24 protein-coding genes and 1 tRNA gene are annotated in these 26,877 nt (G+C 69.0%); 6 read left to right on the top strand and 19 right to left on the bottom strand.

The genetic code is table 11. The features are described 5' to 3' along the window. Positions 1–5: 5 nt before the first annotated feature. Together MPE_RS09900 and mnmC are read left to right on the top strand one after the other, a co-directional pair. Complete coding sequence (locus MPE_RS09900; protein WP_011829558.1) at positions 6–959, top strand: heme-dependent oxidative N-demethylase subunit alpha family protein; 954 nt, start codon at positions 6–8, stop codon at positions 957–959. Beyond that, entirely contained in the window at positions 956–2,917 is a 1,962-nt protein-coding gene (gene mnmC / locus MPE_RS09905; protein WP_011829559.1) for a bifunctional tRNA (5-methylaminomethyl-2-thiouridine)(34)-methyltransferase MnmC2/FAD-dependent 5-carboxymethylaminomethyl-2-thiouridine(34) oxidoreductase MnmC1, read from the top strand. The genes MPE_RS09900 and mnmC overlap by 4 nt, the downstream gene beginning before the upstream one ends. Here mnmC and MPE_RS09910 read toward each other — a convergent pair. The 16 genes from MPE_RS09910 to rpsB form a co-directional block, all read right to left on the bottom strand. Beyond that, positions 2,884–3,669 carry a TrmH family RNA methyltransferase gene (locus MPE_RS09910; RefSeq protein WP_011829560.1) on the bottom strand — a complete coding sequence of 262 codons (786 nt, stop codon included), beginning with the start codon at positions 3,667–3,669 and terminating at the stop codon, positions 2,884–2,886. The genes mnmC and MPE_RS09910 overlap by 34 nt on opposite strands. Next, positions 3,666–4,319, bottom strand: a complete 654-nt coding sequence (rnhB, locus tag MPE_RS09915; protein ID WP_011829561.1) for a ribonuclease HII — start codon at positions 4,317–4,319, stop codon at positions 3,666–3,668. The genes MPE_RS09910 and rnhB overlap by 4 nt, the downstream gene beginning before the upstream one ends. After that, positions 4,291–5,409 (bottom strand): lipid-A-disaccharide synthase, encoded by a 1,119-nt coding sequence (gene lpxB / locus MPE_RS09920; RefSeq protein WP_148210925.1) that lies wholly within the window; start codon positions 5,407–5,409, stop codon positions 4,291–4,293. Before lpxB ends, rnhB begins: the two co-directional genes overlap by 29 nt. Before the next feature lie 19 nt (positions 5,410–5,428). Next, on the bottom strand, positions 5,429–6,217 hold the full coding sequence (gene lpxA / locus MPE_RS09925; protein WP_041930071.1) for an acyl-ACP--UDP-N-acetylglucosamine O-acyltransferase: 789 nt from the start codon (positions 6,215–6,217) through the stop codon (positions 5,429–5,431). Between the two features lie 11 nt (positions 6,218–6,228). Beyond that, a complete protein-coding gene (gene fabZ, locus MPE_RS09930) occupies positions 6,229–6,669 on the bottom strand; it encodes a 3-hydroxyacyl-ACP dehydratase FabZ (protein ID WP_036230115.1) in 441 nt (146 codons plus the stop codon). After that, the gene (lpxD, locus tag MPE_RS09935) at positions 6,666–7,763 is read right to left on the bottom strand and encodes a UDP-3-O-(3-hydroxymyristoyl)glucosamine N-acyltransferase (RefSeq protein WP_011829564.1); all 1,098 of its coding nucleotides are present in this window, start codon (positions 7,761–7,763) and stop codon (positions 6,666–6,668) included. Before lpxD ends, fabZ begins: the two co-directional genes overlap by 4 nt. Before the next feature lie 16 nt (positions 7,764–7,779). Continuing rightward, positions 7,780–8,289 carry an OmpH/Skp family outer membrane protein gene (locus MPE_RS09940; protein WP_011829565.1) on the bottom strand — a complete coding sequence of 170 codons (510 nt, stop codon included), beginning with the start codon at positions 8,287–8,289 and terminating at the stop codon, positions 7,780–7,782. Then, on the bottom strand, positions 8,289–10,526 hold the full coding sequence (bamA, locus tag MPE_RS09945) for an outer membrane protein assembly factor BamA (protein ID WP_129452265.1): 2,238 nt from the start codon (positions 10,524–10,526) through the stop codon (positions 8,289–8,291). The genes MPE_RS09940 and bamA overlap by 1 nt, the downstream gene beginning before the upstream one ends. A 112-nt stretch (positions 10,527–10,638) precedes the next feature. Further along, positions 10,639–12,000, bottom strand: coding sequence for an RIP metalloprotease RseP (gene rseP / locus MPE_RS09950; protein WP_011829567.1), 1,362 nt, complete (start codon positions 11,998–12,000; stop codon positions 10,639–10,641). Next, positions 11,997–13,175 (bottom strand): 1-deoxy-D-xylulose-5-phosphate reductoisomerase, encoded by a 1,179-nt coding sequence (ispC, locus tag MPE_RS09955; RefSeq protein WP_011829568.1) that lies wholly within the window; start codon positions 13,173–13,175, stop codon positions 11,997–11,999. Before ispC ends, rseP begins: the two co-directional genes overlap by 4 nt. 7 nt (positions 13,176–13,182) lie before the next feature. Continuing rightward, the gene (locus MPE_RS09960) at positions 13,183–14,022 is read right to left on the bottom strand and encodes a phosphatidate cytidylyltransferase (protein WP_011829569.1); all 840 of its coding nucleotides are present in this window, start codon (positions 14,020–14,022) and stop codon (positions 13,183–13,185) included. A 14-nt stretch (positions 14,023–14,036) separates the two neighbouring features. Continuing rightward, positions 14,037–14,780 (bottom strand): polyprenyl diphosphate synthase, encoded by a 744-nt coding sequence (uppS, locus tag MPE_RS09965; RefSeq protein ID WP_036230143.1) that lies wholly within the window; start codon positions 14,778–14,780, stop codon positions 14,037–14,039. A gap of 29 nt (positions 14,781–14,809) precedes the next feature. Then, positions 14,810–15,370, bottom strand: a complete 561-nt coding sequence (frr, locus tag MPE_RS09970) for a ribosome recycling factor (protein ID WP_011829571.1) — start codon at positions 15,368–15,370, stop codon at positions 14,810–14,812. A gap of 23 nt (positions 15,371–15,393) precedes the next feature. Further along, positions 15,394–16,104 (bottom strand): UMP kinase, encoded by a 711-nt coding sequence (pyrH, locus tag MPE_RS09975; protein ID WP_011829572.1) that lies wholly within the window; start codon positions 16,102–16,104, stop codon positions 15,394–15,396. Positions 16,105–16,195: 91 nt separating this feature from the next. Continuing rightward, complete coding sequence (gene tsf / locus MPE_RS09980; protein WP_011829573.1) at positions 16,196–17,104, bottom strand: translation elongation factor Ts; 909 nt, start codon at positions 17,102–17,104, stop codon at positions 16,196–16,198. A 117-nt stretch (positions 17,105–17,221) separates the two neighbouring features. After that, positions 17,222–17,965 (bottom strand): 30S ribosomal protein S2, encoded by a 744-nt coding sequence (rpsB, locus tag MPE_RS09985; RefSeq protein ID WP_041929633.1) that lies wholly within the window; start codon positions 17,963–17,965, stop codon positions 17,222–17,224. A 223-nt stretch (positions 17,966–18,188) separates the two neighbouring features. Here rpsB and MPE_RS09990 point away from each other — a divergent pair, with 223 nt between their 5' ends. The 3 genes from MPE_RS09990 to MPE_RS10000 are packed head-to-tail and all read left to right on the top strand — an operon-like array spanning position 18,189 to position 22,484. Then, positions 18,189–19,550 carry an amidase gene (locus MPE_RS09990; RefSeq protein ID WP_011829575.1) on the top strand — a complete coding sequence of 454 codons (1,362 nt, stop codon included), beginning with the start codon at positions 18,189–18,191 and terminating at the stop codon, positions 19,548–19,550. Then, positions 19,547–20,938 (top strand): FAD-dependent oxidoreductase, encoded by a 1,392-nt coding sequence (locus MPE_RS09995; protein WP_011829576.1) that lies wholly within the window; start codon positions 19,547–19,549, stop codon positions 20,936–20,938. The genes MPE_RS09990 and MPE_RS09995 overlap by 4 nt, the downstream gene beginning before the upstream one ends. 13 nt (positions 20,939–20,951) lie before the next feature. Next, positions 20,952–22,484: a bifunctional ADP-dependent NAD(P)H-hydrate dehydratase/NAD(P)H-hydrate epimerase gene (locus tag MPE_RS10000; protein ID WP_011829577.1), complete on the top strand. Its 1,533-nt coding sequence runs from the start codon at positions 20,952–20,954 to the stop codon at positions 22,482–22,484. Positions 22,485–22,511: 27 nt separating this feature from the next. On the opposite strand, the gene rnr is transcribed toward MPE_RS10000, so the two are convergent. Continuing rightward, a complete protein-coding gene (gene rnr / locus MPE_RS10005; RefSeq protein WP_011829578.1) occupies positions 22,512–24,746 on the bottom strand; it encodes a ribonuclease R in 2,235 nt (744 codons plus the stop codon). 74 nt (positions 24,747–24,820) lie between these two features. On the opposite strand from rnr, the gene MPE_RS10010 reads away from it, so the two are divergent. Continuing rightward, a tRNA-Leu gene (locus MPE_RS10010) sits at positions 24,821–24,905 on the top strand. A gap of 65 nt (positions 24,906–24,970) precedes the next feature. Here the strand turns inward: MPE_RS10010 and MPE_RS10015 are convergent. Together MPE_RS10015 and MPE_RS10020 are read right to left on the bottom strand one after the other, a co-directional pair. Then, the gene (locus MPE_RS10015; RefSeq protein WP_011829579.1) at positions 24,971–25,492 is read right to left on the bottom strand and encodes a phosphoribosyltransferase; all 522 of its coding nucleotides are present in this window, start codon (positions 25,490–25,492) and stop codon (positions 24,971–24,973) included. Positions 25,493–25,527: 35 nt separating this feature from the next. After that, entirely contained in the window at positions 25,528–26,862 is a 1,335-nt protein-coding gene (locus MPE_RS10020; RefSeq protein WP_011829580.1) for an adenylosuccinate synthase, read from the bottom strand. Positions 26,863–26,877 lie beyond the last annotated feature (15 nt).

Here is a 26,877-nt window from a genome sequence, read left to right on the forward strand (position 1 = left end):
GGACCATGAACCCAGGGTTCGACTTCGATGCCGCCGTCGGCGCGCCCTTTCGCATGCAGCCGGGGCTGCGCAAGCTGGCGCCGGCGACGGCCCAGTTGACGGCGCTGAACCCTGCCGCACCGGCGTTCGCCGAGAAGCTCACGGTGCTGACGCGGCATGCCGGCGAAGCGCTGCTCTGCGCACCGGACTTCGACCCGCTGCCCGCGTTGCGGGCGCTGGTCCACGAGGCCGCCCGGGACCCACTCACGGCGTTGAGCGCCGATGAGGAGGGCGTCACCGCCCACCGGCTCGGCGGTCGCGTGCGCTGGGACGGCAGGTTGGCCGATGCCGGCGGCGCGGCGCCCTGGCCGCACGAAGCGGCGCTCGCCTGCCTCACGGCGATGCCGCCCGCGCAACGCCTGTCGGGCCTGCTGAGCCTCACGCTGCACGAGGATCTGGCCATCGTCGATGGCGCGCGGGCCACGCTGCCCTGGATGGCGGTCTGCCTGCCCTCGCACTGGGCGCCGTCCGAGAAGGTCGGTCGCTCCTTCGCTGCGGTGCATGGGCCGGTGGCCGACAACGCCACGCTGATCGCGGCCAGCCAGCACCTGACGCGGCTGGTCTGCCAGTCGCAACGCTGGGAGCGCTTCGTTTGGAACCTGACGACGCACCCGTCGCACGACCAGCATCCGGCCCGTCACGCGCGGCTGCCTTGGCCCGACGACCCGCAGGCCGTGGCCGAGGCTGCTCACTGGCGCACCGAGCACCAGACCTTCATTCCGCTGCCCGCGCTGCAGCAGGCCGTGTTCACGATCCATGTGAACGTGCAGGCGATGACGCAGGCCATCACGACGCCACGCCAGGCCACTGCATTGCATGCCGCGCTGTCGACGATGAGCGATGCGGTGCTCGCCTATCGCGGCCTCGGCCCGGCACGTGACGCCCTGCTGGTCTGGCTCGCCGCGCGCGCGTCGGCATGAAGACGGCGCCGATCACGCCAGGCCGCCTGGCCTTCTCACCCGACGGCGTGCCGCTGGCGCCGGAGTTCGGCGATGTCTACCACCCGGCGGCGGGCGCGCTGCAGCAGGCGCACCACGTCTTCCTCGGCGGTAACCGGCTGCCGGCGCGCTGGGGCGGTCGCGGGCGCTTCGTGATCCTCGAGACCGGCTTCGGCCTGGGCAACAACTTCCTCGCCACCTGGGACGCCTGGCAACGTGACCCGCAGCGCTGCGAGCGGCTGGTGTTCGTCTCGATCGAGAAGCATCCGCTGACGCGCGAGGACCTGGCTCGTGCGCACGCGGCTTCACCGCTGCCCGAATTGGCCCGTGCACTGGTTTCGGCCTGGCCCTTGTCGACGCCGAATTTGCATCCGATCGCCTTCGAAGGCGGTCGCGTGCAACTGCTGCTGGGTTTCGGTGACGTGGCCTTGCTGCTGCCGCAATTGGTGGTGTCGGTCGACGCCTTCTTCCTCGACGGGTTCGCCCCGGCCCGCAATCCTGAGATGTGGGAGCCGCGCCGGCTTCAGCGCCTGGGCCGGCTCGCCGCGCCCGGCGCAACCGCGGCGACCTGGAGCGCTGCGCGGGTCGTGCGTGACGGGCTCTCGGCAGCCGGCTTCACGGTGGAAACCACAGCCGGTACCGGCGGCAAGCGCGACATCACGGTGGCGCGATTCACACCAAGGCACATCGCGGTGCCCCCGCCCGGTGGCTGGCATGCGCACGACGCGGCCTCACGCGAAGCCTTGGTGATCGGCGCCGGTCTGGCCGGCTGCGCGGCAGCCTGGGCGTTGTCGCAACAGGGCTGGCAGTGCCAGCTGCTGGATCGTGCGGCGGAGCCGGCCGACGTCACGTCTGGCAATCCGGCCGGCCTGTTCCACGGCAGCTTCCACCGCGACGACGGTCCGCATGCCCGCACACTGCGAGCCGCGGCACTGGCGACCGAACGCCTGGCCGGCGCGTGGATCGCGCAGGGCCGAGTGTCCGGCCAGCTCGCTGGCTGCCTGCGCCTCGAATCGAGGTGGTCGGACGACGCGGCGCGCGCGGCAATGGCGGCCCAGCAGATCGCCCCCGGCTATATCGACTGGATGGACCGGGCCGTCGCGAGCACGCTCTCCGGCCTCGCCCTGCCGAGCGGCGCCTGGTTCTACCCGGGCGGCGGCTGGCTCGCGCCGCGCGACTATGCGCGCGAACTGCTTGCGCGCAGTGGCTCCCTCTTTCGGGGCGGCATCGACGTGGCGACCATCGAGCGGCATAGCGGCTTGTGGCGCGTGCTCGACGAACAGCGCCAGGTGATCGCCGAAGCACCGGTGCTGGTGCTGGCCAACGGGCTCGGTGCGAACGGCCTGCTGGCCTCCGGCCGCGGTGAGGTGCCGTGGCCGCTGACGGCGGTGCGCGGACAGATCAGCAGCCTGGCGACCGACGGTCACCCCGCCACCCTGCCCTGCCCGCGCCTGCCGGTCGCCGGCGGCGGCTATGTGCTGCCGCAGACGGGCGGTCGGCTGCTCTTCGGCGCCACCAGCCAGCCCGACGACATCGATCCCGCGCTGCGCGATGCCGACCACCGATTCAATCTGCAACAGCTCGCAGGACTGTCGGGCTGCGACGTCGAAGCCTGGTCCAGCCTGCCCTGGCAGGGCCGCGTGGGGTGGCGCGCAGTGACGAGCGATCGGCTGCCGCTGATCGGTGCAGTGCCCGACCTGGAGGCGCTGGACCGCACTTCGCGCGCCGACCAGCCGCGCTTCGTGCCGCGCCAGCGCGACGCGCGAGGCGGTCTCTATGTCTTCACCGGCCTCGGTTCGCGCGGCATCACCTGGGCCGCGCTCGGTGGCCAGTTGCTGGCCTCGTGGATCAGCGGCGCGCCCTGCCCGCTCGAAGCCGATCTGCGCGACGCGCTCGACCCCGCGCGCTACGCGCTGCCGCGCTGGCGCAGCGACTCGTAGAGGCAGATCGCGGCGGCAGCAGCCACGTTCAGCGATTCCTGGCCGCCCGGCTGCGGGATGCGCCGCGTTTCGCTGCAGCGCGCCAGCAGCGCCTTGCCGACGCCCTGGCCTTCGTGCCCGAGCACCCAGCCACAGGGACTCGGCAATCGTCCCTCGGCCAGCGCGAGGCCGGCGTGGGAACTGGTGGCCAGCAGCGGCACGCCCAGCGCGTCCAGGTCTCCGACCTCGGCCGATTCGACCAGGTGCAGCGCGAAATGCGCGCCCATGCCGGCGCGCAGCACTTTCGACGACCACAGCGCCGCGGTTCCCTTGAGCGCGACGACCTGCGCCACGCCGAGCGCTGCTGCACTGCGCAGGACGCTGCCGACGTTGCCGGCATCCTGCAGCCGGTCGAGCACGACGGTCGCCACCCCCGCCTGCACCGCCGTCGCCTCGGTCGCGTGATCGAGCACGAAGCCCAGCCGGGCCGGCGACTCCAGGCCGCTGAGTTGCGCGAACAGCGCGTCGGCCACGACCGCGATGCGCGGCGCCGCTCGCGCCAGCCGCTGCAACCGCGGATCGACCCAACCAGCCTCGCTGACCACCGCCTGCGCCGGCACGACGCCGCGCGACACGCAGGCCTCGCACAGATGGTCGCCCTCGAGCCAGACCGCGCCGAGCTTGCGGTAGGCCCCCGGGTCCTGCGCCAGCTTGCGCAGCCGCACGAGCAGCGCGTTGTCGCGCGAGCTGATGAACTGAGGGCCGCTGGTCACGGCCGCCGCTCCAGCAACACCTCGCGCACCGGCGCGAAGCTGCGTCGGTGCGCGCCGCAGGCCCCGTGGACGCGCAGCGCCGCAAGGTGGTCGGGCGTCGGGTAGCCCTTATGGCCCGCGAAGCCGTACTGCGGGTGCGCCTCGTGCAGCGCGAGGCAGAGACGGTCGCGATGCACCTTGGCGAGGATCGACGCCGCCGAGATCGCAGCCACCTTCGCGTCCCCCTTGACGATGGCCTCGGCCGGCACCTGCAACACCGGCAGCCGGTTGCCGTCGACCAGCACCTTGTTCGGCCGCAGCCGCAGGCCCGCAACCGCGCGGCGCATCGCCAGCAGCGTGGCCTGCAGGATGTTGAGCGTGTCGATCTCCTCGACGCTGGCCTCGGCGATGCAGCAGCACAGCGCCTTCGCGCGGATCTCGTCGAACAGCCGCTCGCGCACCCGCTCGCTCAGGACCTTGGAGTCACCCAGGCCGCGGATCGGCTGCACGTCATCGAGGATCACCGCCGCGGCCACCACCGGCCCGGCCAGCGGCCCGCGGCCGGCTTCGTCGACACCGGCCAGCAGGCCCGGGACGTCCCATGACAGGCCGAGCTGCCGGTCGGTCGGCAGGCCCGGCGCCTCAGCCCGCGATGACTTGCGCGATCGCATCGGTGGCGGCGCGAGCGGTGTCGCGCCGGAGCAGGAAATGGAGCTCTGTAAAGCGCCCCGCGATGCGCTCGCAGGCAGCCGGATCGTCGAGCCAGCGCAGCGTTTCGGTGGCCAGCGCGTCCGGCGTCATCGCGTGCTGCAGCAGTTCGGGAACGACAAAGTCCTCGCTCAGCACGTTCGGCAGGCCCACCCAGGGCTGGTAGCGCATGTGGCGCATCACCTGCCAGTTGAGCCAGTGGACGCGGTAGCCGATCACCATCGGCCGTTTGAACAACGCGGCTTCCAGCGTGGCGGTGCCGCTGGCCACCATCACCACGTCGCTGGCGGCCATCACCTCGTGCGAACGGCCGTCGACCAGCTCCACCGCCTCCTGCGCACCGGCTTCGGCCACCGCCGCCTCGACCATCGCACGCAGGCCGGGCGCGACCGGCAGCAGGCAGCGCAGGCCAGGCCGCGCCGTGCGCAGCCGCCGTGCGGCGCGCAGGAAGTCGGGAGCAATGTGGCGGATCTCGCCGCGGCGGCTACCGGGCATCACGGCCACCACGGTCTCGCCGTCACCCAGGCCAAGCGCAGCGCGAGCGGCGGCGCGCGGTACGTCCAACGGAATCGCATCGGCCAGTGGATGGCCCACGTAGCTGGCGGGCACGCCTGCCTTCGCCAGCAGCGCCGGCTCGAACGGAAAGAGGCACAGCACATGGTCGGCCGACGCGGCCAGCTTGTGCACCCGCCCGCCGCGCCAGGCCCAGATCGACGGGCAGACGAAGTGGATGGTCTTGAGCCCGGCTGCCTTCAGGCGTGCCTCGAGGCCGAGGTTGAAATCGGGCGCATCGATGCCGATGAAAGCCGAAGGGCGCTGCGCCAGCAGACGGTCGCCGAGCTCGGTACGCAGCGCGACGAGCTGGCGGTAGACCCTCAGCGCCTCGGCGTAGCCGTGCACCGAAAGTCGCTCGCTGGGCCACCAGGCCTCGAAGCCCTGGGCCACCATGTCGGGGCCGCCGATACCGGCCGCCTGCAGCGTCGGCCAGCGGGCCTTCAGGCCCCCCATCAACAAGCCGGCGAGCAGGTCGCCAGAGGCTTCGCCAGCGACCATGCCGAGCTGCATGGTGGTGCTATCTGACGATGCCGCGCTTGGAGGCCGCGAGGAAATCGAGCATCAGCCCGAGATCCTCATCACCGCCGTCGACACCGCCCTGCAATGCGGCGATGGACGCCTTCGACTCGTCGAGCGTCAGCCCCTTGCGATAGAGCAGGCGGTGCATCTGCTTGACCTGGGCAATGCGCTCCGCGCCGAAGCCGCGCCGGCGCAGCCCCTCGACGTTGAAGCCGCGCACCTCGGCCGGGTTGCCGTCGACCATCATGAAGGGGGGCACGTCCTGCGACAGCGCGGTCTGGAAACCGGCCATCGCGTGCGCGCCGATCTTCACGAACTGATGCACGCCGGTGAGGCCGCCGATGATGACCCAGTCGCCCACGTGCACATGGCCGGCCAGCGTGGCGTTATTGGCCAGGATGCACTGGCTGCCGAGCTGCACGTCGTGCGCGATGTGCACGTAGGCCATCACCCAGTTATCGTTGCCGACGCGGGTGACGCCGCTGTCCTGCGCGGTGCCGCAGTTGAAGGTGCAGAACTCGCGGATGGTATTGCGGTCGCCGATCTCGAGCCGGGTGGGCTCGCCAGCGTATTTCTTGTCCTGCGGTGCCGCGCCGATGGAGCAGAACTGCCAGATGCGGTTGTCGGTCCCGATCGTCGTGTGGCCCTCGATCACGCAGTGCGCACCGATCGTGGTGCTGGCACCGATGCTCACGTGGGGACCGATGACCGCATACGGCCCGACCTGGACGTCGGGCGCGAGCTGCGCCTGCGGATCGACGATCGCGGAGGGATGGACCGTGCTCATCGCCGGCGCCTTCAGGCGACGCTGCGCATCGTGCACATCAGCTCGGCACCGCAGGCCAGTTCCCCGGCGACCGTGGCGCGTGCCTTGAACTTGTGGATGCCGCCGCGGACGCGATCGGCCTCGACCTCGAGGATCAGCTGGTCGCCGGGCTCCACAGGCCGCTTGAAGCGCGCACCGTCGATGCCGACGAAATAGATCACCGAGTTCTTGTCGGACTGCAGGTTGTTGTCGGCAAAGCTCAGCAACGCGGCGGCCTGCGCCAGCGCCTCCAGCATCAGCACGCCCGGCATCACCGGCCGGTGCGGAAAGTGCCCGACGAAGAACGGCTCGTTGATCGTGACGTTCTTCAGCGCCTTGATGCGCACGCCGGCCTCGACCTCCAGCACCCGGTCCACCAGCAGGAACGGATAGCGATGCGGCAGTTTCTCGAGGATCTGGTGAATGTCCATCATGGCGTGTTCTCGGCGCCGTTCGCGTCGGCGGCGCCTGGTTCTTGGTCGGAAGCGGCAGCGGCCTGGCGCTCCAGTGCGCGGATGCGCTCGCGCAGCGCCGGCAACTGGCGCAGCGTGACCGCGGTCTTTTCCCACGCGCGATTCTCGGCCAGCGGGAAGATGCCGGTGTACACGCCGGGCTTGTCGATCGAGCGCAGCACGGCCGTGTGAGCCGAGACGTGCACACCGTCGGCGATGCTCACGTGGCCGACCACGCCGGCGCCGCCACCGAAGGTGCAGCCTTCGCCGATGCGCGTGCTGCCGGCCACGCCGGTGAAGGCGGCCATCGCAGTGCCCCGGCCGATTCGCACGTTGTGGGCGATCTGGATCAAGTTGTCGAGCTTCACGCCGTCCTCGATCACGGTGTCGCCGAGCGCACCGCGGTCGATGCAGGTGTTGGCGCCGATCTCCACGTCGTCGCCGATGCGCACGGCGCCCAGTTGCTCGATCTTCACGTAGCCGTGCTCGCGGCTCGGCGCGAAGCCGAAGCCGTCGGCGCCGATGACGGCACCGCTGTGGACGATGCAGCGGGCACCGACCACGCACTCGAACGCCAGGGTCACGCGCGGATGCAGCCGAGTGCCTGCGCCGACGCGCGCCGCGCGCCCGACGAAGCACTGCGCACCGATCTCCGCACCGTCGTCGATCTGCGCGCCGGCCTCGACGACCGCCAGCGCGCCGATGCTGACGCCAGCGCCAAGCCGTGCGCCGGGATCGACCACCGCGCTCGGGTGCACCCCGGTGACCGCTGCCGGCCGCACGCGCCGCGCCCACCATTGGGTCAGGCGCGCGAAATAGAGATAGGGATCGGGCGTGACGATCGCCGCACCGCGGGCCACCGCTTCGTCACGCAGGGCCGGCGCCACGATCACGCAGCCTGCCGAACTGCCGGCCAGCTGGGCGCGGTAGCGCGGATTGGCCAGAAAGGAGATGGTGGCGGCGTCGGCGTCCTCGAGCGGCCCGATGCGGGCGATGTCGAGTGACTTCGGGCCGATCAGTTCGCCGCCGAGTGCTGCGGCGATGTCGCCGAGCGTGACCTCTGCCGAGTCGATCACCGCGCGGCCACGCGCCTCACTTCGCGCCGTTCAGCGCCTTGATCACCTTGTCGGTGATGTCGACGCGCGGACCTGCGAACACGGCTTCCTGGAGGATGACGTCGTACTTCTCGGTCTCGAAGATCTGCTTGATCACCTTGTTGGCGCGATCGACCACACCGGCGAGTTCCTCGTTCTTGCGCTGGTTCAAGTCTTCCTGGAACTCGCGCCGCTTGCGCTGGAACTCGCGATCCTGCTCGACCAGGTCGCGCTGCCGGCGGCTGCGATCGCCTTCGGCCAGGGTGGGAGCATCCTTTTCGAGTTTTTCCGAAGCGGTCTTCAGCTTCGCAGCGACGTCCGCCAATTCCTTCTCGCGCTTGGAGAACTCGGACTCCAGCTTGGCCTGGGCCGCCTTCGCGGGGCCTGCCTCGCGCAGCACGCGTTCGCTGTTCACGTAGCCGATCTTCAGTTCCTGCGCTGCCGCCGCCGTCACTCCGGCAGCGAGCACCGCCGCGGCAAGCATCGGCATCAATGACAAGGTCTTCATCAGAACGCGGTCCCGATCTGGAATTGCAACTTTTGAATTCTATCCTGCGCAAACTTGCGCACCGGCTGGCCGTAGCTGATCTTGAGCGGCCCGACCGGCGAGACCCAACTCAGGCCGATGCCGGCCGCGGCACGCAGGTCGCCGAGGCTGAGCTTCTCGTCCTCGCCCCACACGTTGCCGGCGTCGAGATAGCCGAACAGGCGCAGCGTGCGGTCGTTGCCCGAGCCCGGCACCGGGACGTAGAACTCGGCATTCAGGTTGAGCTTGCGGTTGCCGCCGATGTAGGCGCCGGTCACGTCGATCGGGCCCAGCGAGCTCTGGTCGAAGCCCCGCACCGACCCGAGGCCACCGCCGTAGAAGTTCTTGAAGATCGGATACGGACGGCCGCCGAAGCCCTTGCCCCAGCCGGCTTCGGCATTGAGGCCCAGCGTGTACTTCTTCGACAGCGGAATCCACTGCTGAATCTGGTAGTTGGTGCGCAGATACCGGGTGTCGAGCGCCACGCTCCACTCGGCGTTCAGCCGCTGGTAGAGACCGGAGGTGGGGACCAGCGCGCTGTCGCGGCCGTCGCGCTGCCAACCGAGCGTCAGCGGCAGGCTGTCGGTCGTGTCACCGAAGGCCTCGCGGTACAGGAAATAGCTGTTCGGGATCGAGACACCGGCCTCGATCTGGGTCCGCTCCCAGCCCGCACCGAAGAACACGGTGTCGAACTCGCTGAACGGCACGCCGAAACGGATCGCCCCGCCCTGCGTCACCAGCTTGTAGTCCTCGCCCTGGCTGTTGATCGGCCTGGCCGTTCGGTAGAACACGTCGATGGCGCGCGAGATGCCGTCGACCGTGAAGTACGGATCGACCGTGCTGACCACGATGTTGCGGTTGTAGCGGCTGGTGTTGACCTCGAAGCCCAGGTAGTTGCCGCTGCCGAAGATGTTGTCCTGTCGGATGCCGAAAGTCAGCGAGACCTTCTCCGCGCTGGAGAAGCCGGCGCCCAGCTGCAGATTGCCGGTCGGCTTCTCGACCACCTGGGCGGTGATGTCGACCTGGTCCTGCGCACCCGGTACCTCGGCCGTGTCGATCGTGACCTCGCTGAAGTAGCCGAGCCGGTCCACGCGGTCGCGCGACAGCTTGATGCGCCGGCCGTCGTACCAGGACGACTCGAACTGCCGGAATTCGCGCCGCACCACCTCGTCGCGGGTGCGGGTATTGCCTGCCACGTTCACGCGGCGCACATAGACCCGGCGGCTCGGCTCGCCGACCAGCACCACCTCGACGCGCCCGGTGGCACGGTCGATCTCGGTACGCGGCTCGACGCGTGCAAAGGCGTAGCCGAAGGCGCCGTACATCTCGGTGAAGCGGCGGGTCGTCTCGGCGACTGTCTCGGCGCGGTACGCCTCGCCCGGCTTGATGGCCACCAGCGCCTTGAAGTCGTCTTCCTTGCCGAGGTACTCACCCTCGAGGCGGACCGCTGTCACGGTGTAGGGCTGACCTTCGGTCACGTTGATCGTGATCGAAATGTTCTGCTTGTCCGGTGAGATGGCCACCTGCGTGGAGTCGACCGTGAACTCGAGATAGCCGCGGTTCAGGTAATAGGCGCGCAGCGTTTCGAGGTCGGCATTGAGCTTGGTACGCGAGTAGCGATCCGTCTTCGTGTACCAAGTGAGCCAACCGCCGGTGGTCAGCTCGAACTGCCCGAGCAGCGTGCTTTCCGAGAACACCTTGTTGCCGGTGATGCGGATGTCGCTGATCTTCGCGACCTCACCTTCGCTGACGGTGAAGGTGACGTTGACGCGGTTGCGCTCCACCGGAGTGATGGTGGTCACGACCTCGGCGCCGTAGAGGCTGCGCGTGAGGTACTGGCGCTTGAGTTCCTGTTCGGCACGGTCGGCCAGCGCGCGGTCGAACGGCTGGCCTTCGCCGATGCCCACATCCTTCAGCGACTTGGTGAGCGCGTCCTTGTCGAACTCCTTGAGCCCGACGAAGGTCACCGACGAGATGATCGGCCGCTCCTCGACGATGACGACGACCACGTCATTGTCGACGTCCAGTCGCACGTCCTTGAACAGGCCGGTGGCGAACAGCGCGCGCAGCGCGGCGGCGCCCTTCTCGTCGCTGTAGGTGTCGCCGATACGGAACGGCAGCGCGCCGAAAATGGTACCGGCGTCGGCCCGCTGGAGGCCTTCGACACGGATGTCCTTGAGCACGAAGGGCTCGACCGCCCACACCGGCGCCGCGTGCATTGCCACCGCCAGGGCGGCGGCGAGAATCGAGGGGCGCAACGCGGAAGGGGTGGCCAAGGAGAGCGACGGACGGACCGTCGACAGGAGGAGCGCGCGGGAGAAGGCCATGCGGTCAATGCAGGCCCAGCAGGCGGGCCACGTCGTTGTAGAGGGCGAGTGACATCATCACGAGCATGATTGCCAGCCCCCCGCGCTGCAGCCGATCGAGCCACACCTCAGAGACCGGCCGCCCTGTCACTCCTTCGAAAAGATGATACATGAGGTGTCCGCCGTCGAGCATCGGCAACGGCAGCAGATTGAGCACGCCGAGGCTGACACTCACCAGTGCGAGGAAGCCGAGGTAGTAGGCCAGCCCGAGTTGTGCCGACTGGCCGGCGTAGTCGGCGATCGTCAGCGGCCCGCTCAGATTCTTCAGCGAGGCCTCGCCGATCAGCATCTTGCCCAGCATGCGCAGGCTCAGTGCCGCCACTTCCCAGGTGCGTTGGGCACCGCGCACCAAGCCATCGACCACGCCGTAGCGCACCGTGACCATCTCCGGCGCCTGCCCCACGTAGGCCTCGATCCGGCCCACGCTGCGGGCGCCGTCGGTCAGCAGCCCCGGCATCACGGTCAGCGATAGCCGCTCGCTGCCGCGCTGTACCTCCCACGCCATCGGGACCGGCACGCCGTCGCGCACGGCCGCACGGATCGTCTCGCGCAGCCGTCCGGCATCGTCGATGCGGGCGCCATCGACGCCCAGCACGCGGTCGCCTTCACGCAGCCCGGCCCGCGCGGCGGGTCCGCCCTCGACCAGCTTGCCGAGCACCGGCTCGCTGAACGGCGTGCCGATGCCGATGCGGCGCATCAGCTCGGCATCGACCTCTCGCGCGTTCACGCCCTCGAGTGCCAGGCGCACCGTGCGCTCGCCGTGCCCCTGGGCGTCGGTGATGCGCAGCGCGATGCGTTCGCCGCGCAAGGCGGCGTCGGTCAGTTGCCAGCGCAGATCGGTCATCGACTGCACCGGCTCGTTACCGCCGTCGTCCTGCACGACGCCCCGCACCCAGTCGCCCGCCGCCAGGCCCGCGCGATCGGCAATGCTGCCGACCGTCGGCGCGCCGAGGACGGCCTTGGGTTCCTCCAGCCCGACCCAGTTGGCCGCGGCGTACAGCAGCACCGCGAGCAGCAGATTGGCGGCCGGGCCGGCCGCCACGATGCTCGATCGCTGCCACAGCGGTCGGTTGTTGTAGGCCCGAGCGCGTTCGGCAGCGGGCACCGAACCCTCACGCTCGTCGAGCATCTTCACGTAACCGCCCAGGGGCAGCATCGAGACGACGAACTCGGTCTCCCCCCGCTGGCGGCGCCAAACGACCCGACCGAAGCCGACCGAGAAGCGCAGCACCTTCACGCCACAGGCCACGGCGACCCGGTAGTGCCCGTACTCGTGCACGACGATCAGGATGGCGAGCGTCAGCAGGAAGGCCAGCAAGGTGGTCATGACAGGGCTTTCAAGTGCTGGCGCGCAACGCTGCGGGCTTCGGCGTCGAGCGAGAGCAGGCCCGCGAGCGAGCCCGCGGCCCCGGAGCCAAGCGGCGTGCGTTCGAAGGTGTGGGCATTGACGCTGTGAATCTGGTCGAAGCGGATCGTTCCGGCCAGGAAGGCCGCCACGGCCACTTCGTTCGCGGCATTCAGCACCGCCGTACCGCCCTCGGGCCCGCGCAGGGCGGCCCAGGCCAGTGGCAGCCCGGGGTAGCGGCGCTCGTCGGCCGGCTCGAAGCTGAGTGTCCCCAGCCGCATGAAGTCGAGCTGCTCGGCTCCGGACTCGATCCGTTCCGGCCACGCCAGCCCGTAGGCGATCGGTACCCGCATGTCGGGCGTTCCGAGCTGCGCCAGCACCGAATGATCGCGGCATACCACCATCGAGTGGATGATGCTCTGAGGGTGCAGCACGACACGCACCTGCTCGGGTTGCAGGTCGAACAGCCAGCGAGCCTCGATCACCTCGAGCGCCTTGTTCATCATCGTCGCCGAGTCGACCGAAATCTTGCGGCCCATGACCCAGTTCGGATGGGCGCAGGCCTCGTCGGGCGTGACGTTGCTCAGGCTGGCCGGGTCGCGGCTGCGGAACGGCCCGCCCGAAGCCGTCAGCACGATGTGATCGATGCGCCGCGCCCAGGTGCTGCGGTCCTCCGGCAGACACTGGAAGATGGCCGAGTGCTCGCTGTCGATCGGCAGCAGCGTGGCGCCGCCTTCCTTCACCGCCGCCATGAACAGCGCACCGCCCACCACCAGCGCCTCCTTGTTCGCCAGCAGCAGGCGCTTGCCGGCGCGCGCGGCGGCCAGGCAGGGCGCCAGCCCGGCGGCGCCGACGATCGCCGCCATCACCGTGTCCACCTCCGCGTGCGCTGCCACCTCGGCCAGTGCGGCCGCGCCGGACAGCACCTCGACGCCGCTGCCCGCGAGCCGCTCGCGCAGCGTCTGCGCTGCCGCGGCGTCCGGCAACACCGCGTAGCGCGGCCGGAACTGCAGGCACTGCGCCGCCAGTTCATCGATGCGGCTGTGGGCGCTGAGTGCGAACAGCTCGTAGCGGTCGGGATGGCGCGCGATCACATCGAGGGTGCTGACACCGATCGAGCCGGTGGCACCGAGCAGGCACACGCGTTGCATCGTCATGGCGTCTTCAGAAGGAACACAGCGCCAGCGCCAGTGGAAACACCGGCAGCAGCGCGTCGATACGGTCGAGCACGCCGCCGTGGCCCGGCAGCAGCGCGCTGCTGTCCTTGGCGCCGGCACTGCGTTTGACCAGCGATTCGAACAGATCGCCGACCACACTCATCGCTGTGAGGAACAGCAGGGCCACCGTCAGGCCGGCGGGCCCGAGCCTTTCGAGCAACTGGCTGTACAGGCTGGACACCGACTGGCCGGTGTACCGATCGAGGGCGATCCAGACCAGGGCGAGCACCAGCACGCCAGCCATGCCGCTCCACACACCCTCCCAGCTCTTGCCCGGACTGATGGCCGGCGCCAACTTGCGCCGACCGAAGGCGCGGCCACCGAAATAGGCCGCGATGTCGGCCGCCCACACCAGCGTGAACACCGAGAGCAGGAAGTTCACGCCGCGCGCCTTGGCGGCCACCATCGCCAGCCAGACGCTCCACAGAAGCAGCGCGCCGAGCATCCAGCGCAGCGGCGGGCTCAGGGCCGGCCAGCCGGCGACGCCGCGACGCAGGATCCAGGCTCCGCCCAGCACCCAGGCCGAGGTCGCGAGCCACCACCCGGTGCCCTCCGCGGCCATGTCGGGCCAGCCCAGGCCGTAGGCCAGCAGTCCGCCCGCGGCCACCAGACCGCCCAGCGCCACCGCGCCCACCGGTCCGAGGCCGTTCAGGCGCCCCCACTCCCAGCCGGCGGCACCGATCATCACCAACAGCAGCAGCGCGAACGGCCACAGGGCCGCGGCGAACAAGGCCGGAAGGAGCACCGCGAGCAACAGCAGCGCCGTGATGATGCGTTGCTTGAGCATCGTGCGGGCCGGGCTCAGACCGTGGCCTGTGGGTCGGCCGCCACCGCTGCGACCGGCTTCACGCCACCATAGCGGCGATCGCGCGCGGCGTAGGCGGCCAGCGCCGCATCCAACTCGACGTCACCGAAGTCCGGCCACAGGCAATCGGTGAAGTACAGCTCCGAGTAGGCCGCCTGCCACAGCAGGAAGTTCGAGATCCGGACCTCGCCACCGGTGCGGATGAAGAGATCGGGATCGGGTGCGTGGCTGAGCGCCATGTACTGCCCCAGCCGGGCCTCGTTCAGCTGGTCGGCCGGTATGCCGTCGGCGATCGCCTGCCGGCAGGCCTGCAGTACGTCCCAGCGGCCCCCGTAGTTGAACGCGACCGACAAGGTGATGCGCGTGTTGTGCGCGGTGCTGCGCTCGGCCTCCGCCCACGCCTCTCGCACCTTGTCGGACACCGCGTCGCGGTCGCCGACGATGCGGATGCGCACGCCCTCCTTCGCCAGCTTGGCGAGGTACTTGGAGACCGCCACCAGCACCAGACCCATCAGACCCGACACCTCTTCTTCGGGTCGCTTCCAGTTCTCGCTGGAGAACGCGAACACCGTGAGGTACTCGATGCCACGATCGGCGCAGGCCTTGACCGTGCGCACCAGTGCGTCGACGCCCTGCTTGTGGCCGACGAAGCGCGGCATGAAGCGCTTGCTGGCCCAGCGGCCATTGCCATCCATCACCACGGCCACGTGGCGCGGGATCGCGGCAGGGGCCTGGCTCACGGCGGAGGCGCTACGCACACCGGAGGTTCTCAAACCGCGAGGATCTCGGCTTCCTTGGACTGCACCAGTCGGTCGATCTCGGCGATCACGCGGTCGGTGAGCTTCTGCACCTCGTCGAGCGAGCGGCGCTCGTCGTCTTCGGAGATGGCCTTGTCCTTCAGGAGCTTCTTGGCCTGGTCGTTGGCGTCGCGGCGCAGGTTGCGAACCGCGATCCGTGCGTCCTCGCCGGCGCCACGCACCACCTTCGTGAGGTCGCGGCGGCGCTCTTCATTCAGCGCCGGCATCGGCACGCGCAGCAGTTCACCTTGCGACGACGGATTCAGACCCAGGTCCGACTCGCGGATCGCCTTCTCGATCTTCGGGCCCATGCCCTTTTCCCACGGCTGGACGCTGATAGTGCGGGCGTCGAGCAGGCTCACGTTGGCCACCTGGCTGATCGACACCATCGAGCCGTAGTACTCGACGTGCACCTGATCCAGGATGCCGGGGTGAGCGCGGCCGGTGCGGATCTTCTGCAGTTCCGACTTGAAGGATTCGATCGAACGTGCCGACTTCTGCTCGAACGTCTTCTTGATGTCTGCGATGCTCATGTTGTTGCGATCCTCGGACGGGTTCACACGTGCACCAGGGTGCCCTCGTCCTCTCCCGTCACCACGCGCCTGAGGGCGCCGGGCTTGAAGATCGAGAACACCTTGATCGGCAGCTTCTGGTCGCGGCACAGCGCGAACGCGGTCGCGTCCATGACCTGCAGGTTCTTGCTGATCGCCTCGTCGAAGCTGATCTTGGCGTAGCGCGTGGCGCCGGGATCCTTCTTCGGATCGGCGGAGTAGACGCCATCGACCTTGGTCGCCTTCAACACGATCTGCGCGCCGATCTCGGCCCCGCGCAGCGCGGCGGCGGTGTCGGTGGTGAAGAACGGATTGCCGGTGCCGGCGGCGAAGATCACCACCTTGCCTTCTTCGAGGTACTGCAAGGCCTTCGGCCGAACATAGGGCTCGACCACCTGCTCGATGCCGATCGCCGACATCACCCGGGCCGTCATGCCCTCCTGGCGCATCGTGTCGGCCAGGGCGAGCGCATTCATCACCGTGGCGAGCATGCCCATGTAGTCGGCCGTCGCGCGGTCCATGCCGACGGCGCCGCCGGCCACGCCTCGAAAGAGGTTCCCGCCGCCGATCACCACCGCCACCTCGCAGCCCATCTCGGTGATCTCGCGCACCTCCTGCACCATGCGCACGATGGTCGCGCGGTTGATGCCGTAGGCGTCGTCGCCCATCAAGGCCTCGCCGGAAAGCTTGAGCAGGATGCGCTTGAACGCCGGCATGCGGGGGTCTCCTCGGGTGAACGGTCGGTAGAACGGCAGTTTAGGGGATGGCCCCGGCACTCAGGCACGCGCGCCGGGCCGGGCGCAGCGCTTACTGCCCCTTGGCAGCGGCCACCTGGGCGGCCACTTCGGCGGCGAAGTCGTCGGTCTTCTTCTCGATGCCCTCACCCACGATGTACATCGTGAAGCCCTTGATCGTCGTGCTGGCGGCCTTGAGCATCTGCTCGACGGTCTGCTTGTCGTTCTTCACGAAGGTCTGGTTGAACAACGAGACTTCCTTCAGAAACTTCTGCACCGAGCCCTCGACCCGCTTGGTGACGATCTCGGCAGACTGCGGCGCCTTGCCGGCCGCCTCGGCGGCCTTTGCATCCTCGGCGGCCTTGCCGGCGGCGACGTTGCGCTCCTTCTCGATCAGATCGGCCGGCACGTCGGCCGAGGTCAGCGCCACAGGCTTCATCGCGGCCACGTGCATCGCCACGTCCTTCGCGGCGACATCATCGCCCGTGTACTCGACGACCACGCCGATGCGCGTGCCGTGCAGGTAGCTGACCAGCTTGCTGTCACCGCTGAAGCGCTTGAAGCGGCGGATCGCGATGTTCTCTCCGATCTTGCCGATCAGCGCGGTGCGGGTGGCCTCCACCGTCACGCCGGCGATCTCCAGCGCCGACAGCGCAGCGACGTCCACCGGGGCCTTGGTGGCCACAAGTTCCGCGAGCGTCTTGCCGAAGGCCAGGAAGTCGTCGTTCTTGGAGACGAAGTCGGTTTCGCAGTTCAGTTCCATCAGCGCACCGGTCGTGCCGCTGATGTGCGCCACGACGATGCCTTCGGCCGTGACGCGCGAGGCGGCCTTGCTGGCCTTGCTGCCGAGCTTGACGCGCAACAGTTCCTCGGCCTTGTTCAGGTCGCCTTCGGCCTCGGTGAGGGCCTTCTTGCACTCCATCATCGGGGCGTCGGTCTTGGCGCGCAGTTCGGCGACCATGCTGGCGGTGATTGCGGGCATTGCGTTCTCCGTTCGGTGAAGCGGGGCTGCCTCCGGGCAGCGATCGCTTCGAAATCATTGAAAAAAAGGGGCTGAATCAGCCCCTTGATGAGTGCGCGGGGGCGCCTTGCGACGGGCTCAGGCCGCGTCGCTGACTTCCACGAACTCGTCGGTGCTCTGGGCGGCGGCGACCACTTCGTTGACCGCGTTGGCCTTGCCTTCGAGTGCGGCATCCGCCACGGCACGGGCGTAAAGCGCCACGGCCTTCGCGGAGTCGTCGTTGCCCGGGATCACGTAATCGATCCCCTCGGGCGAGTGGTTCGAGTCCACCACGCCGATGACCGGAATGCCCAACTTCTTCGCCTCGGCAATCGCGATCTTGTGGTAGCCCACGTCGATGACGAACATGGCATCGGGCAGCGCGTTCATGTCCTGGATGCCACCGATGTCCTTCTCGAGCTTGGCGATCTCGCGGGCGAACAGCAGCGCTTCCTTCTTGCTCATGGACTCAAGGCCCGCTTCCTGCTGGGCCTGCATTTCCTTCAGCTTCTTCAGCGACCCCTTGACGGTCTTGAAGTTGGTCAGCATGCCACCGAGCCAGCGCTGGTCGACGTAGGGCATGCCGGCGCGCTGGGCTTCCTGGGCGACCACTTCGCGCGCCTGGCGCTTGGTGCCGACCATCAGGATCGTGCCGCGCTTGGCGGCGAGCGAGCGGGTGAATTTCATCGCCTCGTTGAAGAGCGGCAGCGTCTTCTCGAGGTTGATGATGTGGATCTTGTTGCGATGGCCGAAGATGAAGGGGGCCATCTTGGGGTTCCAGAAGCGGGTCTGGTGTCCGAAATGGACGCCCGCTTCCAGCATTTCACGCATGGTGAGGGACATGGAAACTCCAAAGGTTGGGTCTAAAATCCGGCCAGAATTGCAAGTGATTGCAGCGCTTTGTTGCGACATGCAAGCAGACCTCTTTCGAGTCTTGCAACACCTTTTGGCGACCGGGTTTGCGGATTGCAAATGCCCTTCCGGCTTTTGCCGAACCGACCTCGATCGAACCGACCAGGACAGGCACCGACGTGTTCCAGAAAAACCCTGAGAGTTTAGCACGCCGATGACCGACGACCTGCTCTCCCGGCGCGCCCGGGTGCTTGACGGCACGAGCAGCGCCGGCGCGGAGATCGAGCGCTCACTGCAGCACGCAGCCTCCGCTGCCGTAGCCCCGGCCTTCCTGAAGATCGATGCTGTCGGCGCGCGAGCCGCGGCCCGCGCCGTCGACGCCGCGATCTCCAGCGGCGCCCCGCTGCTGCCGCTCGCCGGTCTGGCCGTCAGCATCAAGGACCTGTTCGACATCGCCGGTCAGGTCACGACCGCGGGCTCCACGGTACTGACCGATGCCGAACCGGCTGCGCAGGACGCGCCCGCGGTGTCGCGGCTGCGGGCCGCCGGCGCAGCGCTGATCGGCCGCACCCACATGACCGAGTTCGCGTTCTCGGGCGTTGGTCTCAATCCGCATTACCCCGCGCCGGCCAACGTGCCAATGGCGACCCTGGACCGCGACACACCGCGCATCCCGGGCGGCTCCAGTTCCGGCGCGGCGGTTTCGGTGGCGAGCGGGGCTGCGTGGGCGGCGTTGGGCTCGGACACCGGCGGTTCGGTGCGAATCCCCGCCGCATTGCAGGGTCTGGTCGGCTTCAAGAACACCGCGTCGCTGACGCCGACCGAAGGTGCCATACCGCTGTCCACCACGCTCGACACGGTCTCGGCCCTGACGCGCTCGGTGCGCGACGCCGTACTGCTGCACGAGTTGCTGTCAGCCCGCCGCGTTGCGCTGCCTGGCCGGCCGCTGAGGGCCACCCGGCTCGCAGTGCCGACAACGCTGATGCTCGACGCGCTGGAGCCTGCCGTGGCCGCGGCCTTCGAACGCGCCGTGGACCGGCTGTCGCGCGCCGGCGCGCAGATCGTCACGCTCGACGTCCCGCCGCTGGCCGACCTGGCGCCGCTGCAGGTCAACGGTGGTTTCGCGAGCTGCGAAAGCTGGGCCTGGCACCGGCACCGGCTCGCGACTCACGAAGCCGACTACGACCGCCGCGTGGTGACGCGCATCCGCCGCGGCATGGCCATGAGCGCGGCGGACTACATCGACCTGCAGAAGGCACGCGCCGCCTGGATCGCTCGCATGCACGCGGCGCTGCGTGGTTTCGACGCGGCGCTGTCCCCGACCGTGCCGATCCTCGCGCCACCGATCGCGGCGCTGGAAGCGAGCGACGAGGAATTCTTCCGCGTCAACTCGCTGCTGCTGCGGAACCCCTCGGTCGTGAACTTGCTCGACGGCTGCGCGATCAGCCTGCCCTGCCAGGCGCCGGGCGACGCGCCAGTCGGCCTGATGCTGTGGTCGCGCGGCCATGCCGACGACGCCCTGCTCGACATGGCCCTGGCCGTCGAAGCCGCGCTGGCCAATGGAGCATTCTCATGAGAGTCGGCGTGATCGGCGCCGGTATCGTCGGCGTGACCACAGCCTACGAACTGGCCGAGGACGGCCACGACGTTACCGTGTTCGAGCGACACAGCAGCGTCGCCTCGGAGGCGAGCTTCGCGCATGCCGGCGTGCTGGGCTCGGGCGATGTCGTGCCGTGGGCTGCGCCCGGCCTTCCTGGACGCCTGCTGCGCGACCTGTTCAGCCGCCATCCGGCGATGCGCGTGCGCCCCTCTTTCGACGCGATGCAATGGCGCTGGCTGTGGCGCTGGTGGAGCGCCTGCCGCGCGCCGAACTTCCCGCAGCGCCGCATCGAGCTGCTGCGCCTGGCGCAGTACAGCCGCGAACGGCTCCGCGTGCTGGACGAGCGGCTGCAGCTGGATTTCGAACGCTCGCAGGGCCTGTTGCTCCTGCTGCGCGAAGAGCGTGACGTTGCCGCGGCACAGCCTCGCCTGGCGCTGCTGCGAGAGCTCGGCATCAGCGTGCGCGAACTGGATGTCGCTGCCTGCCACGCGACGGAGCCCGGCCTCAATCGCGAGCAAGCGCTGGCCGGCGGGATCCAGCTGCCCCAGGACGGCGTGGGCAACTGCCGCCAATTCGCTCATCTGCTGCGCGACGCGGCCGAGCGGCTCGGCGTCGAGTTCCGGTTCGGTACCGTGGTGCGCGCGCTGGAGACCGGGACACGCTCCGACGGCGCCGAACTGCAGCTCGAGCACCTGGCCCTGACCACCGGCTTCGCCTCGAGCCGGGCCACGGCCATTCCCGGCGGCAACGGCAACAAGCATGGCAGCGCGATGGCTCACCGCGCGCGCGCCGCAGCGCGCTATCTCGACCCGGTGTCGGCGGAGGCTTTCGATGCCGTGGTGATCGCCGCCGGTGTCGACGCTGCCGAATTGCTGCCGGGTCTGGGCATCAAGCTGCCGCTGATGCCGATCCACGGCTACTCGCTGACAGCGCCGCTGCGTTCGCCCGAACGGGGCCCGAAGGCGGCACTGGTCGACGAGCGCTACCGCATCGCGATGAGCCGGCTGGGGCAGCGCGTGCGTCTGGCCGGCTGCGCCGAGCTGGGCGGCTCGGTGCAGACGCAGCGACGGGCGGCGGTCGAGACGCTGTACCGCCTGCTCAACGACTGGTTCCCCGGCGCCGCCCACATTGCCCGGCCGCAGGTATGGAAAGGCGCGCGACCGACGCTGCCCGACGGCCTGCCGCTGATCGGCCCCAGCCCGCGCCCCGGCGTGTGGCTGAACCTGGGCCACGCCGACCACGGCTGGACGCTGGCCTGCGGCAGCGCCCGCCTGCTGGCCGACCAGATCGCCGGGCGCTCGCCCGGCTTCGATCCGGGCAGCTTCGCGCTGGCCCGGGCGGCCTCGGGCCTACCGCCTGTCTGACGGATCAGCCAAGATGTTCGATGTTGCGATGCCCTGGGCCGTTCTGGGCGATGGCTCGCGGCGTGACGCGGAGCGGCTGCCGCTGTTCGGTGTGGCCGCAACGCGTGCGCTGGAAATCGAGGCCGCGCGCGCCTTGCCGCCCCACACGCTGATGCAGCGTGCCGGCGGTTCGGTGGCGCGGCTGGCCCTCGCATTGGCGCCGCATGCACGACGCATCTGGATCGCTGCCGGTCCCGGCAACAACGGTGGCGATGGCCTGGAAGCCGCGGCGTGGCTGCAGCGCACCGGCAAGCAGGTGACGGTGAGCCTTGCGCCTTGCGTGCAAACGCCAGTCGATGCAGCAGCGGCCGGCGCCGAGGCACGTGCCGCGGGAGTCGCTCTGGTGGAAAGCAGCGCGCCGCCCGAGCCGCTCGGCCCCGACGATCTGGCCATCGACGCCCTGTTCGGCATCGGCCTGACCCGCGCGCCCGCCGGCTGGGCCCTGGCCGCGATGAGGTCGCTCAACGACGGCGGCACTCCCGTGTTGTCGATCGATCTGCCCAGCGGGTTGGATGCCGAGCAGGGTGCGCTGCTTGACGAGACCGCCGTGGTGCAGGCTCGCTGGACGCTGAGCCTGCTGACCCTGAAGCCGGGATTGTTCACCGCCCAGGGACGCGACCACGCCGGGCAAATCTGGTTCCACGACCTGGGCGTCCATGCCGAGGCCTCACAGGCGAGTGCCGGCCTGCTGACGGGTGCGAGCTCTCTGTGGCCGGCGCGCCGGCATGCGCAGCACAAAGGCAGCTTCGGCGATGTATGGGTGGTCGGTGGCGCCGCCGGCATGGCCGGGGCTGCGCTGCTTGCGGCACGGGCCGCGCTGGCCGCCGGCGCGGGCCGTGTGCATCTGGTACAGCTCGATCCGCAGTCACCGACGCTCGATCCCATGCACCCCGAGTTGATGCTCCGGCCGCTCGCCGCACTGCACGATGCACGCACGCCGCTCGAGAACGCCACGGTGGTGTGCGGCTGCGGTGGCGGCGATGCGGTGCGCGAACACCTGCCGGGCCTGATCGCCCGTGCCGGACGCCTGCTGCTCGATGCCGATGCGCTGAACGCGGTGGCCGCCGACCCGTCGCTCGCTCGCCTGCTCGAAATGCGTGCCGGCCGCGGGCGGGCCGCCACGCTGCTGACGCCGCACCCTCTCGAGGCCGCCCGGCTGCTGGGGCTGCAGACTGACGCGATCCAGTCCGCCCGGCTGTCGGCCGCGGAGCGGGTCGCGCAGCGATGGCACGCCACCGTCGTCCTCAAGGGATCGGGGAGCGTCATCGCGGCGCCTGGGGAAACCACGCTGATCAACGCCAGCGGCAATGCATCGCTGGCCACGGCGGGAACCGGCGATGTGCTGGCGGGCTGGATCGGCGGGCTCTGGGCGCAAGGCCTGTCAGCACGAAGCGCCGCGCTGCTGGGCACGCACACCCATGGCGCCGCGGCCGACGTCTGGTGCGCACACCAGGCGCGTCCCGGGCCGCTGGCCGCGAGCGCGCTGATTGCTCAGCTGCGGCGCTGAGCGCCGCAGCGACTCAGTGGATCGGGCCTACCGCCTCGAACGCTTCGACTTGCGCGGCGCTGCCGCGGTGTCCGCCCCAGCGCTGCGCGCAGGCTTGCGGGGAGTCTTGCTGACCGCCTTCTTGGTCGCCCGCTTGTGCTCGCGGTCGACGTCCTTCACGACCTGCAGTTCCTCGACGGCCGAAGCCGCCTTGTCACGCGGTGCCCGCGGGTTCAGCCCCGATTCGTGGACCAGTCGGAAGTCGATCTTGCGCCCGTCGAGATCGACGCGGCTCACTTGCACCCGCACCCGGCTGCCGACGACGTAGCGCACGCCGGTGCGCTCGCCGCGCAGCTCCTGTCGCGCTTCGTCGAAGCGGAAGTACTCTCCGCCGAGTTCGGTGATGTGCACCAGGCCCTCGACGTACAGCTCGTCGAGCGTGACGAACAACCCGAAGGTCGTGACTGCGGTGACCGCGCCGCCGAACTCCTCGCCGAGGTGCTCACGCATGAACTTGCATTTCAGCCAAGCCTCGACATCGCGCGACGCCTCGTCGGCCCTCCGCTCGTTCGCGCTGCAGTGCGCGCCGGCCGCTTCCCAGGCCATCGCCTCGGCGGTCCGCTTGACGACCAGCTTGCTGGCCTGCTGCGCCTTGGAGGCCGCGGTCGGCCGAACCTTGCGCGTGTGGACGGCTGAGCTGGCGAGCTCGGTGACCTGCAGGTGGTACTTCTTGCTGCCCAGCAGAGCCTTGATCACACGGTGCACCAGCAGGTCCGGGTAGCGGCGGATCGGGCTGGTGAAGTGGGTGTAGGCCGGATAGGCCAGGCCGAAGTGACCGCTGTTGGTCGGCGTGTAGATGGCCTGCTGCATCGAGCGCAGCAGCATCGAGTGGATCTGGGTGGCGTCAGGGCGGTCCTTCGTCGCCTGCGCGATCGCCTGGAACTCACCGGGCCGGGGATCGTCGCCGATCGACAAGCCGAGGCCGAGCGCACGCAGATAAGTCTGCAGGATCGCGCGCTTCTCGGGCGTCGGGCCTTCGTGCACGCGATACAGCGAAGCGTGCTTGTGTGACGCGATGAAATCGGCCGAGCACACGTTCGCCGCCAGCATCGCCTCCTCGATCAGGCGGTGTGCGTCGTTGCGTGTCCGCGGCACAATCTTCTCGATTCGCCCGTTCTCATCGCAGACGATCTGCGTCTCGGTGGTCTCGAAGTCGACCGCGCCGCGCGTGGCGCGCGCCTTCAGCAGGGCGCGATACACCTCGTGCAGGTGCAGCAGGTGCGGCACCAACTCCTTGCGCTTCTGCGCCTCTGGCCCGCGCGTGTTGGCGAGGATCGTCGCGACTTCCGTGTACGTGAAGCGCGCATGCGAGTTGATGACGGCCGGGAAGAACTGGTAGGCGTGTACCTCGCCTGCGGCGTCGACCACCATGTCGCACACCATCGCGAGGCGGTCCTCGTTGGGATTCAGCGAGCACAGCCCGTTGCTGAGCTTCTCCGGCAGCATCGGAATCACGCGCCGCGGGAAATAGACCGAGGTCGCGCGCTCGTAGGCATCGTCGTCCAGCGACTCGCCGGGCTTCACGTAGTGGCTCACGTCGGCAATGGCGACGATCAGGCGCCAGCCGTTCGGCGCCGCCCCCTTGGTCTTGCGGCCGATCGTGACCGGCTCGCAGTACACGGCGTCGTCGAAGTCCCGGGCGTCCTCGCCATCGATGGTGACCAGCGGGACGTCGGTCAGGTCGATGCGCTGCCTCTTGTCGGCTGGCCGCACCTTGTCGGGCAGCTTGGCCGTCTGCGCCAGCGTTTCGGCCGAGAAGCGGTGCGGCACCTCGTACTTGCGCACCGCGATCTCGATCTCCATGCCCGCGTCGTCGATCTCGCCGAGCACCTCTGTCACGCGGCCCAGCGGCTGCGAATGCATCGACGGCGGCTCGGTCAGCTCGACCGCGACCACCTGACCCGCGCTGGCATTGGCAATGCCATTCTTCGGGATCATGATGTCCTGGCCGTAGCGCTTGTCCTCCGGGGCGACCAGCCAGATGCCGCTCTCGTGCAGCAGGCGACCGATGATCGGCGCCTTGCGGCGTTCCAGGATCTCGAGCACCCGCCCTTCAGGCCGGCCCTTGCGGTCGTAGCGGATCACCCGCACGCGGACCCGATCGCGGTGCAGAACCGCCCGCATTTCCTGCGGCGACAGATAGATGTCGGATTCGCCGTCGTCGCGCTGGACGAAGCCGTGCCCGTCGCGGTGGCCTTGGACGATACCCTCGACCTCACTCATTAGCGCAGCACCGAGTGAGGCGCTGCTTGTCTTGTCTTCGTTCTTGATGCTAAAATCTCCGGCTTCGGTACCTAGCCCAGGTGGCGGAATTGGTAGACGCACTAGTTTCAGGTACTAGCGAGTAACATCGTGGAGGTTCGAGTCCTCTCCTGGGCACCAAATCATAAAAGGCCAGCGCAGCGCGCTGGCCTTTTTGTTTTCCGCGGTCGATGGTGCGTGACCTCTCAAACCGCCAGCTTCCTCGCGAGCCCGTCAGGCCGCAGGCTGTCGTAATCCTCGAACGGCTGGTGGATCCAGGGACTGGTCGGCAGCGATTCGACATAGTAGTCCGGCGTGTAGCTCGACACACCCTTCACCCAGATCACGGACGAACGCAGTTCGCTGATCGAGGGCATGCCGCGCAGGCGATCGACCACCGCCTTCAGTGTCACCCCGGTATCGGCGAGGTCATCGACCAGCAGGACCCGGCCGGCCAGTTCGCCCTTGGGCAGGGTGATGTAGGTCGCCAGGTCCAGCCGCCCCTGGATGGTCCCGGCGTCCGAGCGATAGGAACTGGTCGACATGATGGCCAGCGGCTTGTCGAACACCCGCGACAGCATGTCGCCGGGCCGCAGGCCGCCACGCGCCAGGCACAGGATCTGGTCGAACGCCCAGCCCGAGTTGTGCACCTTCAGTGCCAGGCGCTCGATCAGCAGGTGGTACTCGTCCCAGGAGACGTAGAGGTGCTTGCCGTCGTCGGTGAGCATGTGGCGTGGTTCCCGTGGTGTCTACCTTTGGCGCATCAGCCCTGGTAGGGGTGGCGTAGCAGGATGGTGTGCTCGCGATCCGGCCCCGTCGACACCATGTCGATCGGCGCGCCGATGACCTCCTGCACGCGCTCGAGATAGCGGCGGGCATTGAGTGGCAAGTCGTCCCAGCGCGTCGTGCCGACGGTGCTGCCGGTCCACCCCGGGAAGCTCTCGTAGACCGGCTTGCAGGCCACGATCTCGTCGGCGTCGAGCGGCAGGATGTCGATGCGCCGGCCATCGAGTTCGTAGCCCACGCCCATCTTGATCTCGGTCAGGCCATCGAGCACGTCGAGCTTGGTGATGCACAGGCCCGTGAGGCCGTTGATCAGGATCGAGCGCTTCATCGCCGCCGCATCCAGCCAGCCGCAGCGCCGCGGGCGGCCCGTGACGGTGCCCCGCTCCTGACCGACCGTCGACAGATGGTGCCCCACCGTGCCCGGCTCGTCCATCGGCAGCTCGGTCGGGAACGGGCCCGAGCCCACGCGTGTGGTGTAGGCCTTGGTGATGCCGAGGATATAGTGCAGCTTGTCCGGGCCGACGCCGGACCCGGCCGCCGCATTGCCGGCCACGCAGTTGCTCGACGTGACGTAGGGGTAGGTGCCGTGGTCGATGTCGAGCAGTGTGCCCTGCGCACCCTCGAACAGAACGCTGCCGCCGGCCAGGTTGGTCTCGTGGATGCGCACGCCGACATCGGCCAGCATGGGCTTCAGCTGCTCGGCGACGTTCATTGCATGGTCGAAGATCGGCGGAAACTCGAGCGCCTCCGCCTTCAGGAAGCCCTGCAGCACGAAGTTGTGGAGTTCGAGCAGGTCGCGCAGCTTCTTCGCGAAGCGATCCGGGTGCTTCAGGTCCTGCACGCGCAACGCGCGCCGTGCGACCTTGTCCTCGTAGGCCGGGCCGATGCCCTTGCCGGTCGTCCCGATCTTGCCGGCCCCCGAGCTCTCGCGCAGCGCCTCGCGGGCCTTGTCGACCTCCACGTGGAACGGCAGGATCAGCGGGCACGACTCGCTGATGAACAGCCGCGAACGCACCTCGACGCCGGCCGCCTCCAACCGCTCGATCTCGCCGAGCAGGTGGGCCGGATCGACGACCACGCCGTTGCCGATGTAGCAGGCCACGCCGTCGCGCATCACACCCGACGGAATGAGCTGCAGCGCAGTCTTCTTGCCCTTGATCACCAGCGTGTGACCGGCGTTGTGGCCGCCCTGGAAGCGCACCACCGCCGCTGCGTGGTCGGTCAGCCAGTCGACCACCTTTCCCTTGCCCTCGTCGCCCCACTGGGTCCCGACCACCACGACGTTGTGACCGGCCTTGCTCGCTGCTTGCATTGTCTTGTCCTGAAT

The organism is Methylibium petroleiphilum PM1 (assembly GCF_000015725.1).
In the GTDB taxonomy this organism is placed as follows: domain Bacteria; phylum Pseudomonadota; class Gammaproteobacteria; order Burkholderiales; family Burkholderiaceae_C; genus Methylibium; species Methylibium petroleiphilum.

Bases quoted from the DNA above. Each gene is read 5' to 3' on its own strand.
- MPE_RS09900 (WP_011829558.1), top strand. From the start codon at position 6: ATGAACCCAGGGTTCGACTTCGATGCCGCCGTCGGCGCGCCCTTTCGC.
- mnmC (WP_011829559.1), top strand. From the start codon at position 956: ATGAAGACGGCGCCGATCACGCCAGGCCGCCTGGCCTTCTCACCCGAC.
- rnhB (WP_011829561.1), bottom strand. From the start codon at position 4,319: ATGCGATCGCGCAAGTCATCGCGGGCTGAGGCGCCGGGCCTGCCGACC.
- lpxB (WP_148210925.1), bottom strand. From the start codon at position 5,409: ATGGTCGCTGGCGAAGCCTCTGGCGACCTGCTCGCCGGCTTGTTGATG.
- lpxA (WP_041930071.1), bottom strand. From the start codon at position 6,217: ATGAGCACGGTCCATCCCTCCGCGATCGTCGATCCGCAGGCGCAGCTC.
- fabZ (WP_036230115.1), bottom strand. From the start codon at position 6,669: ATGATGGACATTCACCAGATCCTCGAGAAACTGCCGCATCGCTATCCG.
- MPE_RS09940 (WP_011829565.1), bottom strand. From the start codon at position 8,289: ATGAAGACCTTGTCATTGATGCCGATGCTTGCCGCGGCGGTGCTCGCT.
- bamA (WP_129452265.1), bottom strand. From the start codon at position 10,526: ATGCACGCGGCGCCGGTGTGGGCGGTCGAGCCCTTCGTGCTCAAGGAC.
- rseP (WP_011829567.1), bottom strand. From the start codon at position 12,000: ATGACCACCTTGCTGGCCTTCCTGCTGACGCTCGCCATCCTGATCGTC.
- ispC (WP_011829568.1), bottom strand. From the start codon at position 13,175: ATGACGATGCAACGCGTGTGCCTGCTCGGTGCCACCGGCTCGATCGGT.
- MPE_RS09960 (WP_011829569.1), bottom strand. From the start codon at position 14,022: ATGCTCAAGCAACGCATCATCACGGCGCTGCTGTTGCTCGCGGTGCTC.
- frr (WP_011829571.1), bottom strand. From the start codon at position 15,370: ATGAGCATCGCAGACATCAAGAAGACGTTCGAGCAGAAGTCGGCACGT.
- pyrH (WP_011829572.1), bottom strand. From the start codon at position 16,104: ATGCCGGCGTTCAAGCGCATCCTGCTCAAGCTTTCCGGCGAGGCCTTG.
- tsf (WP_011829573.1), bottom strand. From the start codon at position 17,104: ATGCCCGCAATCACCGCCAGCATGGTCGCCGAACTGCGCGCCAAGACC.
- rpsB (WP_041929633.1), bottom strand. From the start codon at position 17,965: ATGTCCCTCACCATGCGTGAAATGCTGGAAGCGGGCGTCCATTTCGGA.
- MPE_RS09990 (WP_011829575.1), top strand. From the start codon at position 18,189: ATGACCGACGACCTGCTCTCCCGGCGCGCCCGGGTGCTTGACGGCACG.
- MPE_RS09995 (WP_011829576.1), top strand. From the start codon at position 19,547: ATGAGAGTCGGCGTGATCGGCGCCGGTATCGTCGGCGTGACCACAGCC.
- MPE_RS10000 (WP_011829577.1), top strand. From the start codon at position 20,952: ATGTTCGATGTTGCGATGCCCTGGGCCGTTCTGGGCGATGGCTCGCGG.
- rnr (WP_011829578.1), bottom strand. From the start codon at position 24,746: ATGAGTGAGGTCGAGGGTATCGTCCAAGGCCACCGCGACGGGCACGGC.
- MPE_RS10015 (WP_011829579.1), bottom strand. From the start codon at position 25,492: ATGCTCACCGACGACGGCAAGCACCTCTACGTCTCCTGGGACGAGTAC.
- MPE_RS10020 (WP_011829580.1), bottom strand. From the start codon at position 26,862: ATGCAAGCAGCGAGCAAGGCCGGTCACAACGTCGTGGTGGTCGGGACC.